This window comes from Pseudoroseicyclus tamaricis, from assembly GCF_012070395.1.
Lineage (GTDB): Bacteria > Pseudomonadota > Alphaproteobacteria > Rhodobacterales > Rhodobacteraceae > Pseudoroseicyclus_A > Pseudoroseicyclus_A tamaricis.
Window position 1 is genome coordinate 282,299 of record NZ_JAAFYS010000001.1, and the last position, 20,497, is coordinate 302,795.

Below are 20,497 nucleotides of genomic sequence, written 5' to 3' on the forward strand. Positions count from 1 at the left end.
GACGGGCAAAAAAGGCCCGTCCTGCCGATCCCCGTCAGCCGCGGGTCAGCGCGCCAGCAGGATTGGGACCTTGCAGGTGCGGATCATCTCGAGGCTGGTGGAGCCGACGAAGAGCGTCCGCAGCCGGGAGTGGCCGGAGGCGCCCATGACGAGGTGGTCGATGCCGTCCCCCTCGACGAGGCGGGCCAGCGCCTCCTCCGGCTGGCCGGGGCAGATCGCCGTCTCGGCGTTGAGGCCGGCGCCGTCGAGCATCGCCTTGGCGTCGGCGAGGCCCTTTTTCACCTGAGCCGATTCCGTGCCGGCGGTGACGATCTTGATGTGCAGCCCCGCGTAGAGCGGGTTGCGCGCCACGTAATCCACCGCCCGCATCGCGCCGGGGCTGCCGTCATAGGCGAGGAGCACCTTGCCGATCTCCCGGAAGGCGCGGGAGGCGACGAAGAGCGGCTTGCGCGAGGCGCGCATCACCCGCTCGAGGTTCGAGCCGAGGTGCCCCTGCGCGAAGTCCGATCCCTCGCCGCGCTTGCCGACGACGATCAGCTCCGCCTCGCCCTCCTTCTGCGACAGCGCCTCGATCAGGTCGCCGTGGCGCAGCTGCTCGATGGCGGAGACGCCGTCCTCCTCCACGATGGCGCGGGCATCCTCGAGGATGGCGCGTCCGCGCTGCACCGCCAGCTTCGCCCGCTGCTCGTCGAGATCGGAGAGCTGCTCCAGCAGGGCGCTGCGGGCGCCGAGCGAGATGGCCCCCGACAGGTCGCCCGCGCTTCCGCCCTCTCGCCGCCCGAGGACGTGCAGCAGCTCCACCGACAGGTCGGAGCGGCGCGCGATCCACGCGGCGTGGTCGCAGACACTTCGCGAATAGGCGGAGCCGTCCACCAGGGCGATGAGTTTGTTCCGCATGCCGAGTCCTCCCTCAATGCGTCATCAGGTTGTCCATCGCGCCGGGCTTGTCGTGCTCGGCAAGCCTGTCGACGATGGTCTCCGAGGCCTCGTTCATGCCCCTGATCTCGACGGTCGAGCCGTCGCGCCGGAACTTCAGCACGGCCATGTCCAGCGCGGCAACAGAGGAGATGTCCCAGATATGCGCGCGGCTGACGTCGATGATCACCCGGTCGGCCGCCTCGCGGAAGTCGAACGCGGCCATGAAATCCTCCGCCGAGGCGAAGAAGAGCTGCCCCTCCACCTGGTAGGTGCGCACCCGGCCATCCTCCGACAGTGAGGAGGTGACGCGGAAGAGCTGCGCGATCTTGCCGGCGAAGAAGAGGCCGGAGAGCAGCACGCCCACCAGCACCCCGATGGCGAGGTTGTGGGTGTAGACGACCACCGCCACCGTCGCGAGCATCACCACAGAGGAGGAGCGCGGATGCGTCCTCAGCTGCTTGATGGAGGACCATGAGAACGTCCCGATGGAGACCATGATCATGATCGCCACGAGCGCCGCCATGGGGATCTGCGCCACGAGGTCGCCGAGCGCCACCACCATGAACAGCAGGAAGATCCCGGCCACGAAGCACGACAGGCGGCCGCTGCCGCCCGACTTGATGTTGATGATCGACTGCCCGATCATCGCGCAGCCCGCCATCCCGCCGATGAAGCCGGTCGCGGTGTTGGCGAGGCCCTGGCCCACGCATTCCTGGTTCCGGTTCGACTTCGTGTCCGTCAGGTCGTCGACGATGTTCGCCGTCATCAGGCTTTCCAGCAGACCGACGACCGCGATGGCGGCGGAGTAGGGCAGGATGATGCCCAGCGTCTCCAGCGTCAGCGGGATGTCGGGGATCAGGAACATCGGCAGCGTGTCGGGCAACTCGCCCATGTCTCCGACCGTCCGTACGTCCCACCCCATGAGGACGACCACGAGCGTCAGCACGATGATCGTCACCAGCGGCGAGGGGACGGCCCTCGTCACGTAGGGAAAGAGGTAGATGATGGCGAGCCCGGCGGCGACCAGCGGGTAGGTCAGCCACGGCACGCCGATCAGCTCGGGCACCTGCGCCATGAAGATGAGGATCGCCAGCGCGTTGACGAAGCCGGTCATCACCGAGCGCGAGACGAAGCGCATCAGGTGTCCCAGCCGCGCGAAGCCGGCGAGGATCTGCAGCAGGCCGGCCAGCACCGTCGTGGCCAGCAGGTATTCCAGCCCGTAATCGGCCACGAGCGTGACCATGAGCACGGCCGTCGCGGCGGTGGCGGCGGAGATCATGCCGGGCCGGCCGCCCGCGATGGCGGTGACCACGGCGATGGAGAAGGAGGCATAGAGCCCCACCTTCGGGTCCACCCCGGCGATGATGGAGAAGGCGATGGCTTCGGGGATGAGGGCGAGCGCGACGACGAGGCCCGAGAGCAGGTCGCCACGCACGTTACCGAGCCACTGGCGTCGGTAGGCGTCGAGGGTCATGGGTGAATGTTCCGTTCCTGTCCGGCCCGGCCAATGGCGCACCGGTCATCGTTGCAGGTCTACATGGTTGCCCCGGCGGATCGGCGGCCGGGAGAGCCACCCGGGATCCCACCCGGGTCCAGACGATGCCGGAGCAATTACGCGGCGAGGCCCGGGAAGGCAACCGGCGGGGCGCCCGCGCCCGCTGCCGGCGCGGCGCGCCTGCCACGCCTGCCCGGTCAGGCGGCAGCCTGCCCGGCATGGAGGCGCCGGAGGGGCAAGGCAGGGAGCGGAGCGCGCCATCTGTTGTGCCGGTGGATCAGGCCGGGGCGACGCCGGCGCCGTGCCCGCTGACGTGTCTTGCCGGATGTCCCGTGAGCGGACAGCCGCAGGCACGGGGGATCTGCCATGTCCTCCCGATCCCCCTGCACCATCCCGAGGGGGTCTTCAGCCCGTCGGGATCAGGTGATGAACGCCCCGTCTCCCATCAGTCCAGGATTGGAGTGCGGTGCTTTGACAGGAAAGCTGAACGACGCCCGGCAGGCCGTTTCGGCCTTGCCCGGCGCCCCCGCGTCCACGCTCTTGGCCTTGCGCTTGTCGGCGTACATCGCCATTTCCGCCTCCCCACGAAGGGCCTCGATCGTGTGCCCGGTTCCGATGACGGGCACGGCCCCGACCGCGATGCAGGGCCTGAGCCAGACGACCACCCGCCCATCCGAAAAACTCACTTCGACCGGTCTGGCGACACACTGACGGATCCTTTCTGTCAGGGCAGCGATGTCCTCGGGGTCGATCTGGCGGATCAGGATGCAGAACTCGTCGCCGCCGGTTCGGCCGATCAGGTCATCGTCACGGGTCACCTCTCGCAGGCACCCGGCGAGCGATCGCAGCACGGCGTCGCCCGCGTCATGCCCGAGATTGTCGTTGGTCTTCTTGAAATCGTTGACGTCGAGGTAGAGGAACGCGGCGCTCCGGTTCTCCCTTGCCTCGAGCGCCAGCTCCGCCTGCACCTGCTCCTCGAACTCGACGGCATTAAGCAGCCCCGTCATGCGGTCGATCTGGCAGAGGCGCCGCAGACGGGCGGCTTCATCGCGCAGGGCCTGCACCTCGGCCGCGCCGCCGACGGTGCTGGAGGCATCGGCCGCGCCGGTGACCTTCAGCCCGCTCTTGTCGATCTCCAGAAGGTAGAGCGGCAGTTGGCTATCGATCTGCCGCAGGAACAGGGCGCGCGCGACGCACCGCCCGCGGTCGGGGCACCGGAGGGAGAGCAGCGCCCGCCCCGCGGTCCGCCGGGTCAGCGCCACCGCCGCGGCGAAGCTGCCGGGCGATGCGGGCAGAAGCACCTCTCCGCTATCAACGCCGGCGCGGCGGGCGGCCTGGTTCCCGAACAGAACCTGGCCGGTGCTGTCGGCAACGACCAGGCAGGCCGGCAGATGCTCGATCCCGATCGCGACTCCCTGCAGGAGAAGCTCTGCCTCAGGACCAGAAACGATAGCCATCACCTGCTCTGTCCGGATCGAGATCAACCACAACCCTGCATCGACTGTGTCCCAGCGCGATCGCCTCCTCGATCTCCACTCTCGCATAGCCGCTCGAATCCGCCGCGATGCGGCCGAACACGTTGGTCGTCATCATGCACAGCGAGGGGCGGCCTTTCACCTGCTGCGCGAAGGGGCAGACCGAGTTGACGAAGACGATGCGCCCGCTTTCGATGCTCTCGACGCGGAAGCCGCCGCCGATGCGGGCCTTGAGGTCGACCAGCGCGGCGGCGAGGCCCTCGGCGAGCGCCGGTGCATCGGCGATGCTGCCGGCATAGGCCTCGGACAGCTCCTCGCCCATGCTGCTGCCGACCATGGTGACGAAGGCGGCGGCGTCCTCGTAACCGCAGACGTTCTCGAGGTTCGACGCCAGACTCCCGATCACGCGCGAGAAGAAGGTCGACGGGGTCAACTGGGACGGCCGGGCGACCGCTTCATCCGTCGCAGTCTCGTCGGGCCCGGGGACCGCTTCTGTCCGTCGGCCCTCCGACACCATAGCTGACACATCCTGCATCGCTCGACTCCTTCGAAGATCGAGGGGCAGGGAACGGTAAACTCGTTAAGGCGAGCCTAAGGCGGCATCAGATCATGTGTTTTGGGGGGGACGCGAGCGCGTTGGCCGGGTCTGCGGACGTTGCCGCCGTTCACTGTAAGGCTATCGGAAATGGCGGGTTTGGGAATGTTGGCGGGATTCTTCAGACTGACTGGCAGGGTCAGGATAATGATCGTCTCTTCTTCGCGCCGGTGTATGCAAAGAAGCCGTTCTGAACGGCAAAGAGCCCAAAAATGATTGCCATGCCGGTATCCCCGTCATGGATATACATAATGGTAAGGCTAGCCAGCAGGCAGGCGGCAAAAACATTCCACCACGGTCCTTGGTTTCTGGCACGCTCCTGCCTTTTTGAGTTCAGAGCTTTTTTGCGGTTCGCCTCACGCACAAAGGGATACGAAGCGTCGTTCGCGTCAGGTGCCATTCAGTGTCTCCGAGACGGCTACCTGGTCATCCTCGACCCATAGCTAAAATCGAATTCTGCATACGCCGCATTCAGCCGCAAGGGCTCGGAGCCGAGCTGCGGCAGCGCAGCGAGCAGAGCACCTGGTGCGCCGCAGCGACCGTCGCTATCGGCCCTGATCGGACATTCACCTCGGGCGCAAATGCCGAAGTGCCGTGTCCCGAAGCTGGCGCTGTTTCGCAGCATCCTCGGCACCATTGAGGTCAGCTCTGCGGGACGGAGCTGACGCTCCGAGTCGTCGCCGCTCCGCAGACCGGGTCGGTGACCGCGCCGTCGCGGGCGTGGAGCGAGGCCCGGGGGCCGCGCGGCTTGCTCCGCGCGGCCCCCGGATCAGTCTCAGGCGGTCGCTTTCGCCAGCGCCTGATCCAGATCGGCGATCAGGTCATCGGCATCCTCGATCCCGATCGAGACGCGCACGACCTCGGGGTCGGCGCCGGCCGCGCGCTGCTTGTTCTCCTCAAGCTGGCGGTGCGTCGTGGAGGCCGGGTGGATGATCAGCGAGCGGGTGTCGCCGAGGTTGGCAACGTGGCTGAAGAGCTTCAGCTCCTCGATCAGCTTCACGCAGGCCTCGTAGCCGCCCTTCACCGCGAAGGTGAACAAAGCCCCGGCGCCGCGCGGGCAGACGGTGGCGATGCGCCCGAAATACTTCGAGGATTCAAGGCCGGCGTAGGTCACGTAATCCACGCGCGCATCCTGCTCCAGCCAGGTGGCGATCTTGCGGGCGTTCTGCACGTGCCGCTCCATCCGCAGCGAGAGCGTCTCGATGCCCATCAGCGTGTAATGCGCCGCCTGCGGGTTCAGCGTCATGCCGAGGTCGCGCAGGCCGATGGCGATGCCGTGGAAGGTGAAGGCGAGCGGCCCGAAGGTCTCGGAGAAGGTGAGGCCGTGATAGGCGGGCTCCGGCTCCGACAGAGACGGGAACTTGCCCGAGGCCGCCCAGTCGAACTTGCCGCTGTCGACCACGACGCCGCCGGTGACCGTGCCGTTGCCGGTGAGATACTTCGTCAGCGAATGCACGACGAGCGTCGCCCCGTGCTCGATGGGCCGGCAGAGGTAGGGCGTGGCCGTCGTGTTGTCGACGATCAGCGGCAGGCCCACCTTGTCGGCCACGTCCGCCACGGCACGGATGTCGGTGATGTAGCCGCCCGGGTTGGCGATGGATTCGCAGAAGATCGCGCGGGTGTCGTCATCGACAGCGGCTTCGATGGCGTCGAGATCGTCCATGTCGACGAACTTCGCCGACCAGCCGAAGCGCTGGATGGTCTGCGTCATCTGCGTGACCGTGCCGCCGTAAAGGCGGGTGCTGACCACCACGTTCTTGCCGGGGGCCATCAGCGGGAAGAGCGCCATGATCTGCGCCGCGTGGCCCGACGAGCAGGCGACAGCGCCGGCGCCGCATTCCAGCGCCGCCACCCGATCCTGCAGCACCGCCACGGTGGGGTTGGTCAGGCGCGAGTAGATGAAGCCGACCTCCTGCAGGTTGAAGAGGGCCGCCGCGTGGTCGGCGTCGCGGAAGACATAGGCCGTGGTCTGGTAGATCGGCGTGTTGCGCGCCCCCGTCGTCGGGTCGGGCTTCGCGCCGGCGTGGATCTGAAGGGTGTCGAAGCCGTAGGTCGCGTCGGACATCTGGATACTCCTCTGGTAGTATTGGCCCCGGCTCTATTCGGCCACCTCCGCTCGATGCAATTGCTTTCGCGTGATGCCGCGCGTGCAGCATGACCGGGGCGAGCGGGGCAAGGCGCCTCAGCCGAAGTCCAGCTCGCGCCAGCCGGTGCGCACGTCGAGCGGCCGGTGGAAGCGGGCGGCGCCCGTCAGGCCCAGCACGATCTCCGCCGTCGTGCGGATCTCGCAGCCCGCCAGCAGGTGGCCGCCGCGCATCACGCCCTCCTCGTCGCTGACCGCCATGTGCAGGTGCGGCCCGTCCAGCGACAGCGTGCCGGAGAGGGAGACGATCTCCAGCGGCCCCGGCACCTGCAACGGCTCGTCCCGCCCCGCGGGGCGCAGGGCGGCGGAGTGCAGGCTGCCGCAGCAGGCGGCGACGAAACCGGCACTCATCGCCTCCTCCTCCCGCGCGGAGGCGAAGGCCGCCTCCAGCTCCGCCCGCAGGTCCTCCCCCGGCAGAAGGCGCAGCGCCAGCCAGCGCGTCTCGTCGCCGTGCCAGCGGGCGGTGAGGGCCATCAGAGCGCCAGCACCTGGCCGAGCGCGCGCCGGAGGTCGTCCTGCGGTGCCTCGGGCAGCCCGGTGGAGCGCCACGCGACATGGTGGTCGGGGCGCACGAGGATGCAGCCGCTGTCGCTCACCTCCCGCGCCCGCGCCCAGTCGCCCGTGTGGTCGAGCCACGCGCGCCGTGGCCCGATGACATGGGCGGTGAGCGGCAGGCCCATCTCCGCCGCCAGCGCCTCGGCCGCCGCGACCCACGGCTCGCCGCCGATGCCGGTCAGCAGCGTCCATTGCCCGTGGCCGCAGAGATCGAGGGTGGAGTGCTTCTCCCCCGTCTCGTCGAAGAGCCAGGCGTGGGGCAGGCGGGCGCCGGGCCAGCTCGTCGGCTCGAAGTGCAGCTCCGGGTCCTGCCGGAAGGCGGGCTCCTCGGTGCCGTCGGAGGCGACGGCGCGGGAGCGGTAGCGATGGTTCATCTCCACGCCGTGGGCGTCGAACTCGTAGTGCTTGGCGGCGATGGCGCGGCGCAGCTTCTCGCGCTGCTCCTCGGCCGCGTCCGTCGCCTCGGCGCGGGCATCCATGTTGGCCTGCATCTCTTCCGTGGTGCCGCCGCCGCCCATGCCGAGCGCCTCGAAGATCGGCCCGAACTCGGTGATCGACTTGTTGGCCCGGGTGACGATCTGCTTGGCCACCGGCGCCCGCTCGGCGGAGTAGCTCTCCAGCAGCGCCTCGCCGGCCTCGCCCTTCAGCACGGCGGCGAGCTTCCACGACAGGTTGAAGGCGTCCTGGATGGAGGTGTTGGAGCCGAGCCCGTTCGACGGCGGGTGCCGGTGCGCGGCATCGCCCATGATGAAGACGCGCCGGTCGCGCAGCTCGGTCGCGTACATGTTGTTGACGGTCCACGTGCTGGCGGAGATCAGCTCGATCTCCAGCTCCGGGTCGCCGACGAGCTGGCGGGCGATCTTCGTCGCCAGCGCCTGATCCACCTGCGGCGGCGGGCCGGAGATGTCGTAGCCCCAGACGATCAGCCACTCGTTCCACGGCCGCACCATCCGCACGAGCCCCATGCCGATCCCGCCGACATCGGCGCCCGGCTGCATGACCCAGTAAAGGACGGACGGCCGGTGGGCGACGTATTTGGACAGGTCCGCCCGGAAGAGGATGTTCATCGAGCCATCGACGCCCATCTGCCCCTCGAACGGCAGCCCGCAGCCCTCGGCCACGCGGGAATTGCCGCCGTCGGCGCCGACGAGGTATTTCGAGCGGATCGTGATCTCCTGCCCCGTCAGCCGGTCGAGGCAGGTGGTGGTGACCCCCTCCGCATCCTGCTCATGGCGCAGATACTCGGTGCTCAGGCGCGCCTGCGTCCCCCGCGAGCACGCGGTCTTGAAGAGCAGCGGCTCCATGAAGGTCTGCGGCAGGTCGTTCATGTGGGTGGGGGAGGTCAGCTGGTGCTCGGCGCGGGAGAGCGGGTGCGTGCCCCAGCTCTTCATGCGGCCCAGCTCCTCTCCGGCGAGGCTCTCGCAGAAGACGTTCTCGCCCATCAGGTCCTGCCCGGTGGCGTGCATGTAGGCCTCGGCCTCCACGTCGCGGCCGAGATCCCGCAGCACCTCCATGGTGCGCTGGTTGGTGATGTGGGCGCGGGGCGTGTTGGCGAGCCAGCGGTAGCGGTTCACCGCCATGTTCTCGATCCCGTAGGACGACAGCAGCGCCGCCGTGGCGCCGCCGGCCGGCCCCGTCCCGATGATGAGCACATCTGTCGTGATATCGGCCACGGCCGTTCCTCCCCGTTGTCCTGTCCGCCGGCGCAGCCCTCCCGCCGCCCCGGCCCGCCCAATTCGCCCGAGGTCGCCGCCGGCCGCAAGAGGGCGGGCGGCATTTCCGCCGCGGCGAAGCGCCCCGCCCCCGGCCGGCCGCGCCCCATTCTCGCTTTTCCCGAAATATCCCGGGGGGAGCCGAAGGCGGGGGGCAGCGCCCCCCCTCCCCCCTATCCGCCCGCGCGGCTCAGGCGGCCTTCCACTTGATCGAGCAGCCCATCGACGGCACCTGCTCTCGCGGCCCTTCGCCCGTCTCGGCGATCATCTTCATCGCCTCATAGAGCTCCCGCGTCGTGTCCGGCCCGGCCGGCCCCTTGCCGGCGCTGTCGAGCCGCCCGCGGTACTGCAGCTGCAGATCGGCATTGAAGCCGAAGAAATCCGGCGTGCAGGCAGCCCCGTAGAGCCGCGCCACCTCCTGCGTCTCGTCATGGAGGTAGGGGAAGGGGAAGCCCTCCCGCTCCGCCATCTCCGCCATCTTCTCGAAGCTGTCCTCCGGGTATTCCTCCGCGTCGTTGGCGCAGATGGCGGCGACGCCGAAGCCGAGGGCCTGCACCGCCTCCGCCTCCGTCTTGAGGCGGTCCAGGACGCCGAGCACGTAGGGGCAGTGGTTGCAGATGAACATGAGCAGCAGCCCCTTCGGCCCGGCGAGGCCCTGCAGGGCGTGGGGCTTGCCGTCGGTGCCGACGAGCGTGAAGGGAACGGCATTCCAGCCGAAATCGCAGGCGGGCGGTGTGGCCATGTCTGTCTCCTGTTGCTGCCGACCAAGCTAGCGGCCGGGGCGCGGGGGGCAACCGGCGATGAATCCCGTCTGCCACAGGGCAAGGGGCGCCGGGAGGCCATGGCTTGCCCGCGCGGCAGGGGCCTTGCTAGGCTTGCGGGAAAGGACCGGGAGAGCCCGGCGAACGGGCAGCAACAGGCAGTCAGGGCAGGCATGAGGCAGCGTCACGGCGGGTTATACGTCATCTCCTTCTCCCGGATCCGGGTGGAGGGGCATGACGCGCCGCCGCCGGAGGCGCTCCGCCCCGGCCAGAGCCTCACCTGGGAGGGCCGGGCGCTGCGCGTCGACGGCCCGGCCGACATCCTGCCCCTCGGAGAGCCGCAGGGCGCCGCGGGCCTGCGCCGCCGCGCCGCCCGTGCCCTCCGCCGGGGCGAGCCGGAGGTGGGGCCCGAGGAGGTGGAGGAGGAGATCCCCGCCCACAGCCTCATGCTCACCGACGGCAGGGGCAGCTGGTTTTGCGACATCATCGCCGGCGCGCCGGGGCGCCCGCCGCTCCTGCTCTTCGCCGGGGCCGTGCCGCCGGCGGGGCGGGAGCTCTGGATCGTTCGCGCGCAGGTGAGCGCCGCGCGCGGCGCCCGCGCCGGCGGCGTCGTCTGCTTCACGCCCGGCACGATGATTGCCACCGAGGCCGGCCCGCGGCCGGTGGAGGCGCTGGAGGAGGGCGCCCGCGTCCTGACGAAGGACAACGGCCCGCAGCCCGTCCTCTGGCTCGGCCGGCGGCGGCTGAGCGGGGCGCGGCTGGCGGCGATGCCGTGGCTGGCGCCCGTGCGCCTGCGCCCCGGCGCGCTGGGCGACGGGGTGCCGGATGCGGGCCTCACCGTCTCCCCCGATCACCGGCTTTTGCTGCGCGGCCCCCGGGCCGAGGCGCTCTTCGGCGAGGCGGAGGTGCTGGCGGCGGCGGCGGATCTCGTCGACGACCGGCTGATCCTTCGCGACCGCGGCTGCCGGGATGTCAGCTACGTCCACCTCCTCCTGCCGGCGCATGAGATCGTCTTCGCCAACGGCGTGGAGACGGAGAGCTTCCACCCCGCAATGGCCGATGCCGAGAGCGTCGGCGATGGCCTCCCCGGCATGGCCGAGTGCCTGCCCCCGGTTGCCGGCTACGGCCCCTACGCCCGCCGAATCCTCTCCGCCAGCGAGACAGCGATTCTCTCTCACTCGTAGGGGGGGTGTCCAATCCACCTCCGCGCAACGGTGCCACTCATGCCCCGCCCGGTCCGCGCCAAAGGCGCAGGGCGAGCGCCTGCCCGTCCCCACGGGCTGGCGCTCTGTCTGATCCTGGCGCTGAGCGGCCCGCGAAGAGGGGCTTTGCCAGCATAAAGCGCACCAGCGGGGCCGTTGCAGCGCCACTCCACGGGCCGGCGCCCGCCCTGCGCCTGCGGGTGTTGAGCCATGTGGCTGACCGTAGCCCGCCTGATGTTGACGTATCTCGCCAATCCCCCAAACACCCCTCCCACCGGCGTTGACAGACCCGGCGGCACCCCTTAAACGCCGGGCTTCGAATGAACGGGCCCCGGTGTGCCGCGCTTGGCGCAATCGGTGCGGCCCGAGATGTGACGGAGAGCCGCGATGAAACGCACGTTCCAGCCTTCCAACCGCGTCCGCAAGGCGCGCCACGGCTTTCGCGCCCGCATGGCCACCAAGGCCGGCCGCAAGATCCTGAACGCGCGCCGCGCCCGCGGCCGCAAGGTTCTCTCGGCCTGAGCCGAGCGGAGGAGGGCGGGCCGATGCCGGCCACCCTCACGAAGCGCGCCGAATTTCTTGCCGCCGCGCGAGGGGGAAGAGCCTTCTCGCGCGGTTTCGTGCTGCAAGGCCGCCGTCGCCGGGCAGAGGAGCCGGGCGAGGGCGTGCGCGTCGGGTTCACCTGTTCCAAGAAGGTCGGCAATGCCGTCGCCCGCAACCGAGCCAAGCGCCGGCTGCGCGAGATCGCCCGCGCCGTCCTGCCCGAGCATGGGCGACCCGGCTGGGATTACGTCCTGATCGGCCGCGCCGGCGCCACCGGCTCCCGCGACTTTGCCCTGATGACGGAGGAGCTCTCCCGCGCGCTCGGCGAGCTGCACGGAGGCGCCTCGTGACGCCGCTCGCCCGGGCCTTCGCCCTGCCGGTACGGGCCTACCGGCTCGTCGGATCGCCCTGGGTAGGCCATGGCTGCCGCTTCCACCCCACCTGCTCGGCCTATGCGCTGGAGGCGCTGGAGAAGCACGGCGGCCTGCGCGGCGGCTGGCTGACGCTGCGCCGCCTCGCCCGCTGCCACCCCTGGGGCGGCTCGGGCATCGACAACGTCCCGGACTGAGGGCCTCAGCCGGCGCGGAGCGCCGAGAGCTCGGCGCAGTAGCCCGTCAGCCTGTCCTGCAGCCGCCCCTCCAGCTTGCCGCGCCCCAGCCGCATCGGCTGGAGCATCAGCTTGGCGGCCATCGACTTGCCCTCCGCCTCCACCTCCAGCCGCACGCGCGTGCGCTCCGGCCCGAGGGCGGAGAAGGTGGTGCGGACGGTCAGGATCAGCCCCTCGCTGTCGGAGACGAGGGCGAAGCCGCCCGGCGGCGCCCATTCCGTCATCCGCGGTTTCAGCATCCGCTCGCGGCCCCGCATCTCGAAGGCGACGTCCCACCCGCTGCCGGGGCCGATGGGCGCGCCGGGATCGATCCGCTCGACCCGGGCACCGCGTTTGCGGCCCATGCGGGCGAAGGCCTCGAAATCGGCGAATCGGTCGAAGGACCAGTCGATCGGCGCGGCGATCTCGGCCTCGGCGGACAGCTCCATGGGTGGCTCCTTGCTCGTGCCGTGCTCACGTCCGGCCGTTGATGGCGGCTGGCGCCGGCGGCGTCAATGTTGCGGGAGGGTTGGGCGGAGGCGCGCTGGTCGCGGGAGGCACACCGACGGCGTGCGGGGGAAGGGCCGCGACCGCACCCGTAGGGTGGGTTTCCAACCCACCTTCCCCCGGTCCCCAACCGGGAGCGACATCCGCCTCGCGCCGCCAGCCACAAGCGCCTCCCTCTCACGCCGGCCCGTGGGATGGCGCCCTGACAGCACTGCTGCGCGCTTTATCCCTGCCAAGCGCCTCCCCGCCCTGAGCGAGGCACCCAGCCCAGCCAGAGCGCCAGCCCGCGGGGACGGGCCGGCGCTCGCGCGGCGCCTGCGGCTTGATTCCGCGCGGGGGAAGGAGCGGCGGCCGGTCTCCTCCTGCCCTCGCCCCGAGCGAGCCCGTAGGGTGGGTTTCCAACCCACCTTGCCCGCCCCAAGCACTGTCCTCTCACGCCAGCCCGCCGGGACGGGCCGGCGCTCGCGCGGCGGCCTGCAGCGCTGGTTCCGTGCGGGGGGGGACAAAGCGGCACCCGGGTCTCCGGGTGCACGCCCCGCCTCAGTCCAGCCGGTCCGCCAGCCAGTGCCACAGCAGGAAATGCGCGATCGCCCCCTCCCGTGCCGGGCGGATCACCGCGTCCCGGCCCGCGAAGATCTCCGCCAGGCGCTCGCGGCTCACCCAGACCGCCTCCTCGATCTCCACCGGGTCGAGCGTGATCTCCTCGCTCACCGCCCCGCCGATGCAGCCGAGCATCAGCGACGCCGGGAAGGGCCAGGGCTGGCTGGCGAGGTAGCTCACCTCACCCACCCTTACGCCCGTCTCCTCGAAGACCTCTCGGCGCACCGCGGCCTCGACGCCCTCTCCCGGCTCGATGAACCCGGCGAGGAGGGAGAACATCCCCTCGGGCCAGGCGGGGGCGCGGCCGAGGAGCACCGAGTTGCCCCGGGTGACGAGCATGATCACCACCGGGTCCGTCCGCGGGAAGTGGCGGGCGCCGCAGGCGGGGCAGTGGCGCTGCCAGCCGCCCAGCTCGGGCAGGCTCTCCGCCCCGCAGCGGGCGCAGAAACGGTGCGTCCGGTGCCACTCGAAGAGGGCGCGGGCGGTGGCGGCCAGCTCCGCCTCGCGGGGGGCGAGGGCGGGCATCATCCGTCGCAGCTCGGCGAAGGCGCCTCGGGGCAGGGCGGGGTGGCGCTGCTCGGTCTCGTCCGAGAAGCCGCTCCCCGGCGCCTCGGCGCCCTCCCAGTCCGGCAGGTCCGCGGCGAAGAGCGGCTCGCCGCCCTCTGCGAGGCCGAGGAACAGGCGCGGGGCCTCCGCCAGCACCTCCGCTTCCGCCACCCGCAGCGCGAGCGGGCGCCCGGCCTCCGCCAGCAGCTTGCCGCGCCAGAGCGGCAGCACCGTCGCCGCCTCGTGTGCCCAGAGCTTCGCCTGCCCCTCCACGTCGGGGCGCAGCGGCGCGGCGCGGTCGAGGGCCGAGCCGCCGAAGGTGACTGTCTCGGCGCGTTTCATCCGCCCTTCCTTGCATGCGCCCGATCCGGCGAAAAGGCCGGAGGACCCTGCCGGGGGCAGACCTGCGACCCACTTGCCGCAACGTCGGGTCTTCTGGATCATTGGATTGCGATGGGCGGCGAGACAGGCCATTGCTCTTCGGGTACAGGTTTGGCGGTTGGTTCAGGTGGCGGAGAATCCGCAGACGAAAGCGGGCAGATCGACGGGTGGCGAGACAGCCCACCTGCGGATCCTTGCGACGTCCGATCTGCACATGAGCCTGCTGCCGTGGGACTACTTCACCGACAGCGAGGATCCCCCCATCGGCCTCGCCCGCTGTGCGGAGCTCATCCGCCGGGCCCGCTCCGGGGCGCCCAACGCCTTTCTCTTCGACAATGGCGACTTCCTGCAGGGCAACCCGATGTCCGACCTCCTGGCCGAGCTGGCGGAGGCGGGCCGCCCCATGGCCCACCCGATGATCGGCGCCATGAACCACCTCGGCTACGACGCTGTGACCTTGGGCAACCACGAGTTCAACTACGGGCTCGACTTCCTCTCCGCCTCGCTCTCCGAGGCGCGCTTCCCCGCTGTCTCCGCCAACGTGGCCCGGCGGCTCGGCAACCGGGCGGAGGAGGACGAGCACCTCGTCGCCCCCTACGCCCTGATCGAGCGGCAGATCGTCACCGGCACCGGCGCCCGGCGGCCCCTCAAGCTCGGCGTCATCGGCTTCGCCCCGCCGCAGATCGTGCTCTGGGACGGCCCGCACCTCGGCAATGCCATCGCCACGCGGGATATCGTCGAGGCGGCGCAGGCGCATGTGCCCCGGCTGAAGGCGGCGGGCGCCGATCTCGTGCTGGCGCTCAGCCATTCCGGCATCGGCAGCGCCGAGTACGAGCCGGGGCGCGAGAACGCCTCCGTCCCCCTCGCCGCGCAGGAGGGGATCGACGCGCTGATCTGCGGGCATACCCACCGGCTCTTCCCCACCAGCGGCGGGCCGCGCATCGGCCCGGTGGATCATGACGCCGGCACCATCCACGGCCGCCCCGCCGCCATGCCGGGGGCCTTCGGCTCCCACCTCGCGGTGATCGACCTCGCCGTCGTGCGGGGCGAGCAGGGGTGGCATGTCGTTCGCCATGCCTCCCGCCTCTTTCCCCTCCGTGGCCTCGACGGCTCCCTGCCAGCGGCCGATCCGCAGGTGGTGGAGCTTGCCAGCCCCGCCCATCTCGCCACGCAGGAAGAGGTGCGCCGCCCCGTCGGCCGGCTGAAGGGGCGGCTGCACTCCTACTTCGCCCTCGCCGCGCCCGACCCCTGCCTGACGCTCGCCTCCGATGCCATGCGCGGCGCCGCCGAGGCCCTGCTCGCCGGGCGCCCGGAGGAGGAGCTGCCGATCGTCTGCGCCCATTCCCCCGTCCGCTCCGGCGGCCACAAGGGGCCGGGCAACTACGTCGACATCCCCGAGGGCCCCCTGGCCCTCCGCCACGCGGCGGAGCTCTACGTCTACCCCAACCGCATGGTGCTGACGGAGCTGACCGGCGCTCAGGTGCTGCGCTGGCTGGAGCGGTCGGCTTCCAGCTTCGCGCAGCTGCGGCTGGGGGAGGGGAACCAGCCTCTGCTGGAGGCGGACAGCCCGCCCTACCTCTTCGACGTGCTCGACGGCCTCACCTACGAGATCGACCCGACGCGTCCGGCCCTCAGCAGCGCCGCCGGCATGCTCCTCTCCCCCTCCGCCCGCCGGGTCAGCGACGTGCGGCTGGCGGACGGCACCCCCCTGACGGAGGAGATGCGCGTCGTGGTGGCCACCAATTCCTACCGGATCGGCGGCAGCGCCGGCTACGGCGTGGCCCGCGAGGGGCGCCTGCTGGCGGAGAGCCGGCAGGCCCTGCGTGACATCATCGCCGATCATGTCCGTCTCAGCTCCCCGGTGGAGGCGGTGGCCCGCCCCGTCTGGCGCTTCGCCCGCCTGAAGCGCACCAGCGCCGTGATGCCGAGCGCCCCCGCCGCCTCCGAGGTGCTGCGGGAGCCCGGCGCCCCCGAGCACATCCGCTCCCTCGGCCTGATCCGCGGCGGCTTCGGCCTCTACGAAGTGCGTTTCTAACCGCGCCCCGGCCTCAACCCTCCCGCGGCCCGCTCCCGTCGCGCCACGCCGCCACCTCCCTCTCTTTGGTCCAAAGAATCCCGGGGGGTCGCCATTGGTTCGAGCGACAATGGCGACGGGCTGGCCCCCGGTCCCTCCGTCTCCACCCGTCCCACCTCCGCCCCCCCGCTCCCCCGCCCCCACCGGGGGTCCGGGGGGCGTCCCCCGGCCCCGGCCGCCGCGCGTGATCCCGGACGGGCTTTGCGTCAGGCGGCAAAGGCATTATATGGCGGGCTTCTCCGATAGGATTGCCATGACCGAGCAGCCCAGAGCCCCGATCGCCGCCCCCGCCGGCGCCGCACCCGCCAGTTCCGGCCACGCGGCACCGATCACGCAGGACGTGCTGACCATCCCGCGCCGGGACACGGCGGAGGGGAAGCGCAACCTCGTGGGCATGACGCGTGACCAGATGCGCGCCGCCCTCATCGAGGCCGGCACGCCCGAGAAGCAGGCCAAGATGCGCCTGAACCAGCTCTGGCAATGGGTCTACCACTGGGGCGTGCGTGACTTCGAGGCGATGACCAACCTCGCCAAGCCCTACCGTGCGCTCCTCGCCGAGCATTTCGAGATCCGGCTGCCGGAGGTCGTCTCCCGCCAGGTCTCGGAGGATGGCACCCGCAAGTACCTCGTGCGCATCAACGGCGGCCATGAGGTGGAGACGGTCTACATCCCCGAGGAGGATCGCGGCACGCTCTGCATCTCTTCCCAGGTCGGCTGCACGCTCACCTGCTCCTTCTGCCATACGGGCACACAGAAGCTGGTGCGCAACCTCACCCCGGCGGAGATCGTCGGCCAGGTCATGCTGGCGCGCGACGACCTCGGCGAATGGCCCGAGCCCGGCGCGCCGAAGGACGAGACGCGGCTTCTGTCGAACATCGTGCTGATGGGCATGGGCGAGCCGCTCTACAACTTCGAGGCGGTGCGGGACGCGATGAAGATCGCGATGGACGGCGAGGGGCTCTCCCTCTCGCGCCGCCGCATCACGCTCTCCACCTCCGGCGTCGTGCCGGAGATCGCGCGCACGGCGGAAGAGATCGGGTGCCTGCTCGCCGTCAGCTTCCACGCCACCACCGACGAGGTGCGCGACAAGCTGGTGCCGATCAACAAGCGCTGGAACATCGAGACGCTGCTGGCGGCGCTGAAGGAATACCCCCGCCTGAGCAACTCCGAGCGCATCACCTTCGAATACGTCATGCTCGCCGGCGTCAACGACAGCGACGAGGATGCGCGCCGGCTGGTCAAGCTGATCGAGGGCATCCCGGCCAAGATCAACCTGATCCCCTTCAACGAATGGCCGGGCGCGCCCTACAAGCGCAGCTCGAACAACCGCATCCATGCCTTCGCCGACATCGTCCACAAGGCCGGCTATGCCAGCCCCATCCGCACCCCGCGGGGGGAGGATATCATGGCCGCCTGCGGACAGCTGAAATCGGCCACCGAGCGGGCGCGCAAGAGCCGGGCGGAGATCGCCCGCGAAAGCGGCACCCCCGCCTGAACGCCCGCTTGACGGCGCCGGCCGGCCGGGCGAGGGAAGCCATCAAGGGAGGGCCCCATGAAAATCAAGCTCAACAAGATCGACTTCGACATCGCCGCCGTGCCCGGCAAGCTGCGCACCGCCATCCTGCAGGATGAAAGCGCCGCCCCGGCCCTCGCCAGCGCCGTCTGGGAATGGAACGCCGAGACGGGCGAGTCCACCACGGCGCAGGGCATCGAGAAGGGCCGCATGCGGCTGCCGAATGGCCTGATCTTCTTCGTGCCGAAGAACGCCGAGGGCCCGCGGCCCGAGCGCAATGACGGCGCCACGAAGAAGATGGGCGAGCGCTTCGTCAGTGCCGTCGGCGCCAAGAGCCTCGGCGACGTGGCCGCGGCGCTCAACCGGGTGCTCGGCACCGGCGAGGTGAAGATCCCCGAGGAGACCTATGCGCCGCTCAAGGCCGGCGCCACCTTCCGCATCATCGCCCATCTCGACTTCGCGGTGCTGCAGATGCGTGCCGGCGATCGCAACCTCGCCGCGCATATCCTGCTGCCGGGGCAGGTCGTCTTCCGCCCGCTGATCGTGAACGTCACCGATCAGGCCGCGCATGACGCGGTGCTGGAGGAGCACCCGGGCCTCGACAAGAAGATCCAGGCCGCCGTCCTGCCGCCGCGCTCGAAGGCGGCGATGGACATGCGCCAGCTCGCCCTCGGCAGCCGCTTCAAGGAAGCGCAGACCTTCGCGGCGAGGCTGGAGAAGGAGGGCGCCGACGAGGAGCGCTTGCGCCTGCCGAAGATGGAGATGCAGCGTCTCGGTGCCGAGGCCAAGGTGCTCTCGCAGATCGCCGCCGGCGGCAAGCAGCCCGGTCGCCCCGTGGCGGCCAACGGCGCCGCCAACAGCTAAAGAGCGACCCTCACCCCCGGGCGAACGGAACCCGTGCGAACGGAAATCGCGCGATTTCCGTGCACGATTTCCGCGCGGAAATCGGGGCCCGGCGGGGAAGGGGGGCGCGCCGGAGCAGACGGCGCGCCCGGCCGATGGCTCAGGCCATCAGCGCTTCGGCTTCCTCGGGGGAGAGCGAGGCAGGGCGCTCGCAGGTGGTCGTCATCTCGACGAACTCGCCCGTCTCTCCCGACTTCAGGATCGAGGTCATCACGTCCACCGCGTGCACCGCCAGCTCCAGTGAGCACCGATGCGGGCGGCCCTCGGCGATGGCCGTCGCCATGTCGGCGAGGCCGGCGCAGCGGTAGTTGGCCTGCGTCGGCGCGTCCTTCGGCTGGTTGGCGATGCCGAACGGGTGGCCGCGCTCGGCGATCTCCGCCACGTCCGCGCCCCGCTCGCTCATCTCGACATGGCCGCCGAAGAAGTTCGGGTCCGGCACGTAGAGCGAGCCCTCTTCGCCGTAGAGCTCCATGTTGAAGTGGCGGTGCTTCCACACGTCCCAGCTGGCGCCGAGCGTGACGATGGCGCCGTTCTCGAACTCGAGGATGGCGTGGATATTCGTCGGCGTGTTCACCTTGAGCATCTCGCCCTCGCGCGGGCCGTTGGCGATCTTCCGCTCCGGGAAGGAGATGGAGGCCATGGCGCCCACGCGCTTCACCGGGCCGATGAGCTGGATGAGGTTGGTCACGTAGTAGGGCCCGAGGTCGAGCACGGGGCCGGCGCCGGGCTGGAAGAAGAAGTCCGGGTTGGGGTGCCAGTGCTCCATCCCGTGGTTCTGCACGTGGCAGGTGCCGCCGATGATCCGGCCGACCTTGCCCTCGTCGATCACCGCGCGGGCGAGCTGGTGGGCGCCGCCGAGGAAGGTATCGGGCGCCGAGCCGACGCGCAGGCCCTTCTCGTCGGCCAGCGCCTTCAGCGCCTTCGCCTCGTCCAGCGTCAGCACCAGCGGCTTTTCGCTATAGGCGTGCTTGCCCGCTTCGAGGATGCGGGTGGTGATCTCGTAGTGCACCGCCGGGATGGTCAGGTTCACGATGACGTCGATGTCATCGGCGGCGAGCAGATCCTCCACCGTCGAGGCGCGCACGGGGAACTCCTCGGCGCGGGCCTTGGCGGCGTCCATGTTGATGTCCGCGACGGCCTTCAGCTCCAGCGATTTGAAGAGCGGGGCGAGGCGCAGGTAGGCGTGGGAGATGTTGCCGCATCCGATGATGCCGACACCGAGCTTGGTGGTCATTGAACTGGTCCTTCAGAGGGTCTGGAACGTGGCGAGCGAGCGCGTCGCGAAGCGCTTGTCGTCCGCGGGGTTATCATGTTCGAGCACGAAATGGTCGATGCCCGCGGCCCGCACCTTGGGCAGCAGCGCGGCATAATCGACGGTGCCATGGCCGAGGTCGGCCCAGCCGCCCTCGTTCTCGTTCTCGCCCGCCGGGGCGATGTCCTTGACGTGCACGGCGGAGATGCGGCCCGGGAAGCGGGCGAGCACAATCTCCGGGTCGGCGCCGGCGCGGGCGACCCAGCCGAGGTCGAGCTCCAGCGTCAGCCCCTCGGCCTCGGCGATGCAGTCGAGCCCGGTGACACCGCCGCCGAGATCGACGAGCTCGAAGTCGTGGTTGTGCCAGCCGAAGGTGATCCCGGCGTCCATGAAGGGCTTGCCGGCGGCCGCGAGCCGCTGCCCGAAGGCGCGCCAGCCCTCGGCATCGGTCGGCCGGTCGTCCGGCATCAGGAAGGGCCCGTAGACGGCGCGCATCCCCAGCTCCTTCGCGAGGGCGACGAACTTCTCCGGATCGGATTCGAGGTCATCCACCGCGATATGGGCGGTGGTCATCTTCATGCCGGTCTCGGCGAGCGCGGCCTTTACGGCATCCACGTCGGAGAACAGGGCACCATAGCCCTCCACCTCGGTGAAGCCGGCATCGCGCAGCATGGCGAGCGTCTCGGGCAGGGGGCCGAAATTGCGGGAGCAGAAGAGCTGATAGGAGATGCCCAAG

Annotated in this window: 20 protein-coding genes and 1 other annotated feature; of the genes, 7 read left to right on the forward strand and 13 right to left on the reverse strand. The window is 70.4% G+C overall.

Annotation, left to right across the window (positions count from 1 at the left end; all coding sequences use genetic code 11):
- Window positions 1-45 precede the first annotated feature (45 nt).
- From GY170_RS01305 to GY170_RS01345, 9 genes are all read right to left on the reverse strand, one after another.
- A complete protein-coding gene (locus GY170_RS01305; protein ID WP_163889241.1) occupies window positions 46-897 on the reverse strand; it encodes a universal stress protein in 852 nt (283 codons plus the stop codon).
- A gap of 13 nt (window positions 898-910) precedes the next feature.
- Complete coding sequence (locus GY170_RS01310) at window positions 911-2,392, reverse strand: SulP family inorganic anion transporter (protein WP_163889243.1); 1,482 nt, start codon at window positions 2,390-2,392, stop codon at window positions 911-913.
- 66 nt (window positions 2,393-2,458) lie between these two features.
- Window positions 2,459-2,515 (reverse strand) — a sequence feature (sul1 is cis-regulatory element that is thought to sense ions involved in sulfur or methionine metabolism; They are found in Alphaproteobacteria).
- 317 nt (window positions 2,516-2,832) lie between these two features.
- A complete protein-coding gene (locus GY170_RS01315) occupies window positions 2,833-3,870 on the reverse strand; it encodes a GGDEF domain-containing protein (RefSeq protein ID WP_163889245.1) in 1,038 nt (345 codons plus the stop codon).
- The gene (locus GY170_RS01320) at window positions 3,848-4,423 is read right to left on the reverse strand and encodes a methanogen output domain 1-containing protein (protein ID WP_203531127.1); all 576 of its coding nucleotides are present in this window, start codon (window positions 4,421-4,423) and stop codon (window positions 3,848-3,850) included. Before GY170_RS01320 ends, GY170_RS01315 begins: the two co-directional genes overlap by 23 nt.
- Window positions 4,424-4,622: 199 nt before the next feature.
- The gene (locus GY170_RS01325) at window positions 4,623-4,883 is read right to left on the reverse strand and encodes a hypothetical protein (protein WP_163889247.1); all 261 of its coding nucleotides are present in this window, start codon (window positions 4,881-4,883) and stop codon (window positions 4,623-4,625) included.
- A gap of 375 nt (window positions 4,884-5,258) precedes the next feature.
- Window positions 5,259-6,548, reverse strand: a complete 1,290-nt coding sequence (locus tag GY170_RS01330; protein WP_163889249.1) for an O-acetylhomoserine aminocarboxypropyltransferase/cysteine synthase family protein — start codon at window positions 6,546-6,548, stop codon at window positions 5,259-5,261.
- 117 nt (window positions 6,549-6,665) lie between these two features.
- Window positions 6,666-7,100 carry a PPC domain-containing DNA-binding protein gene (locus GY170_RS01335; protein WP_163889251.1) on the reverse strand — a complete coding sequence of 145 codons (435 nt, stop codon included), beginning with the start codon at window positions 7,098-7,100 and terminating at the stop codon, window positions 6,666-6,668.
- A complete protein-coding gene (locus GY170_RS01340) occupies window positions 7,100-8,854 on the reverse strand; it encodes an FAD-dependent oxidoreductase (protein ID WP_163889253.1) in 1,755 nt (584 codons plus the stop codon). The genes GY170_RS01335 and GY170_RS01340 overlap by 1 nt, the downstream gene beginning before the upstream one ends.
- Before the next feature lie 229 nt (window positions 8,855-9,083).
- Window positions 9,084-9,635, reverse strand: coding sequence for a thioredoxin family protein (locus GY170_RS01345; RefSeq protein WP_163889255.1), 552 nt, complete (start codon window positions 9,633-9,635; stop codon window positions 9,084-9,086).
- Between the two features lie 192 nt (window positions 9,636-9,827).
- Between GY170_RS01345 and GY170_RS01350 the strand changes: the two genes are divergently transcribed.
- From GY170_RS01350 to yidD, 4 genes are all read left to right on the forward strand, one after another.
- Entirely contained in the window at window positions 9,828-10,838 is a 1,011-nt protein-coding gene (locus GY170_RS01350; RefSeq protein WP_163889257.1) for a Hint domain-containing protein, read from the forward strand.
- Between the two features lie 405 nt (window positions 10,839-11,243).
- Window positions 11,244-11,378: a 50S ribosomal protein L34 gene (gene rpmH, locus GY170_RS01355; RefSeq protein WP_013385276.1), complete on the forward strand. Its 135-nt coding sequence runs from the start codon at window positions 11,244-11,246 to the stop codon at window positions 11,376-11,378.
- 23 nt (window positions 11,379-11,401) lie between these two features.
- Window positions 11,402-11,749, forward strand: coding sequence for a ribonuclease P protein component (rnpA, locus tag GY170_RS01360; protein ID WP_163889260.1), 348 nt, complete (start codon window positions 11,402-11,404; stop codon window positions 11,747-11,749).
- The gene (gene yidD, locus GY170_RS01365) at window positions 11,746-11,967 is read left to right on the forward strand and encodes a membrane protein insertion efficiency factor YidD (RefSeq protein ID WP_163889261.1); all 222 of its coding nucleotides are present in this window, start codon (window positions 11,746-11,748) and stop codon (window positions 11,965-11,967) included. The genes rnpA and yidD overlap by 4 nt, the downstream gene beginning before the upstream one ends.
- Before the next feature lie 5 nt (window positions 11,968-11,972).
- Here yidD and GY170_RS01370 read toward each other — a convergent pair whose 3' ends face one another.
- Both GY170_RS01370 and nudC read right to left on the reverse strand, forming a co-directional pair.
- Entirely contained in the window at window positions 11,973-12,434 is a 462-nt protein-coding gene (locus tag GY170_RS01370; protein WP_163889263.1) for an SRPBCC family protein, read from the reverse strand.
- Window positions 12,435-13,032: 598 nt separating this feature from the next.
- Window positions 13,033-13,980 carry an NAD(+) diphosphatase gene (nudC, locus tag GY170_RS01375; RefSeq protein ID WP_163889265.1) on the reverse strand — a complete coding sequence of 316 codons (948 nt, stop codon included), beginning with the start codon at window positions 13,978-13,980 and terminating at the stop codon, window positions 13,033-13,035.
- Window positions 13,981-14,146: 166 nt separating this feature from the next.
- Here nudC and GY170_RS01380 point away from each other — a divergent pair, with 166 nt between their 5' ends.
- From GY170_RS01380 to GY170_RS01390, 3 genes are all read left to right on the forward strand, one after another.
- Window positions 14,147-16,054 carry a bifunctional 2',3'-cyclic-nucleotide 2'-phosphodiesterase/3'-nucleotidase gene (locus tag GY170_RS01380; protein WP_163889267.1) on the forward strand — a complete coding sequence of 636 codons (1,908 nt, stop codon included), beginning with the start codon at window positions 14,147-14,149 and terminating at the stop codon, window positions 16,052-16,054.
- Between the two features lie 292 nt (window positions 16,055-16,346).
- Window positions 16,347-17,588 (forward strand): dual-specificity RNA methyltransferase RlmN, encoded by a 1,242-nt coding sequence (rlmN, locus tag GY170_RS01385; protein WP_163889269.1) that lies wholly within the window; start codon window positions 16,347-16,349, stop codon window positions 17,586-17,588.
- Between the two features lie 57 nt (window positions 17,589-17,645).
- Window positions 17,646-18,470: a hypothetical protein gene (locus GY170_RS01390; protein WP_163889271.1), complete on the forward strand. Its 825-nt coding sequence runs from the start codon at window positions 17,646-17,648 to the stop codon at window positions 18,468-18,470.
- 139 nt (window positions 18,471-18,609) lie between these two features.
- Here GY170_RS01390 and GY170_RS01395 read toward each other — a convergent pair whose 3' ends face one another.
- A complete protein-coding gene (locus tag GY170_RS01395; RefSeq protein ID WP_163889273.1) occupies window positions 18,610-19,743 on the reverse strand; it encodes a Gfo/Idh/MocA family protein in 1,134 nt (377 codons plus the stop codon).
- Between the two features lie 12 nt (window positions 19,744-19,755).
- Entirely contained in the window at window positions 19,756-20,496 is a 741-nt protein-coding gene (locus tag GY170_RS01400; protein WP_235923982.1) for a sugar phosphate isomerase/epimerase family protein, read from the reverse strand.
- Window position 20,497: the final 1 nt, after the last annotated feature.

Coding starts and splice junctions, on each gene's coding strand:
- GY170_RS01305 (WP_163889241.1), bottom strand. CDS start 897: ATGCGGAACAAACTCATCGCCCTGGTGGACGGCTCCGCCTATTCGCGA.
- GY170_RS01310 (WP_163889243.1), bottom strand. CDS start 2,392: ATGACCCTCGACGCCTACCGACGCCAGTGGCTCGGTAACGTGCGTGGC.
- GY170_RS01315 (WP_163889245.1), bottom strand. CDS start 3,870: ATGGCTATCGTTTCTGGTCCTGAGGCAGAGCTTCTCCTGCAGGGAGTC.
- GY170_RS01320 (WP_203531127.1), bottom strand. CDS start 4,423: ATGCAGGATGTGTCAGCTATGGTGTCGGAGGGCCGACGGACAGAAGCG.
- GY170_RS01325 (WP_163889247.1), bottom strand. CDS start 4,883: ATGGCACCTGACGCGAACGACGCTTCGTATCCCTTTGTGCGTGAGGCG.
- GY170_RS01330 (WP_163889249.1), bottom strand. CDS start 6,548: ATGTCCGACGCGACCTACGGCTTCGACACCCTTCAGATCCACGCCGGC.
- GY170_RS01335 (WP_163889251.1), bottom strand. CDS start 7,100: ATGGCCCTCACCGCCCGCTGGCACGGCGACGAGACGCGCTGGCTGGCG.
- GY170_RS01345 (WP_163889255.1), bottom strand. CDS start 9,635: ATGGCCACACCGCCCGCCTGCGATTTCGGCTGGAATGCCGTTCCCTTC.
- GY170_RS01350 (WP_163889257.1), top strand. CDS start 9,828: ATGAGGCAGCGTCACGGCGGGTTATACGTCATCTCCTTCTCCCGGATC.
- rpmH (WP_013385276.1), top strand. CDS start 11,244: ATGAAACGCACGTTCCAGCCTTCCAACCGCGTCCGCAAGGCGCGCCAC.
- rnpA (WP_163889260.1), top strand. CDS start 11,402: ATGCCGGCCACCCTCACGAAGCGCGCCGAATTTCTTGCCGCCGCGCGA.
- GY170_RS01370 (WP_163889263.1), bottom strand. CDS start 12,434: ATGGAGCTGTCCGCCGAGGCCGAGATCGCCGCGCCGATCGACTGGTCC.
- nudC (WP_163889265.1), bottom strand. CDS start 13,980: ATGAAACGCGCCGAGACAGTCACCTTCGGCGGCTCGGCCCTCGACCGC.
- rlmN (WP_163889269.1), top strand. CDS start 16,347: ATGACCGAGCAGCCCAGAGCCCCGATCGCCGCCCCCGCCGGCGCCGCA.
- GY170_RS01390 (WP_163889271.1), top strand. CDS start 17,646: ATGAAAATCAAGCTCAACAAGATCGACTTCGACATCGCCGCCGTGCCC.
- GY170_RS01395 (WP_163889273.1), bottom strand. CDS start 19,743: ATGACCACCAAGCTCGGTGTCGGCATCATCGGATGCGGCAACATCTCC.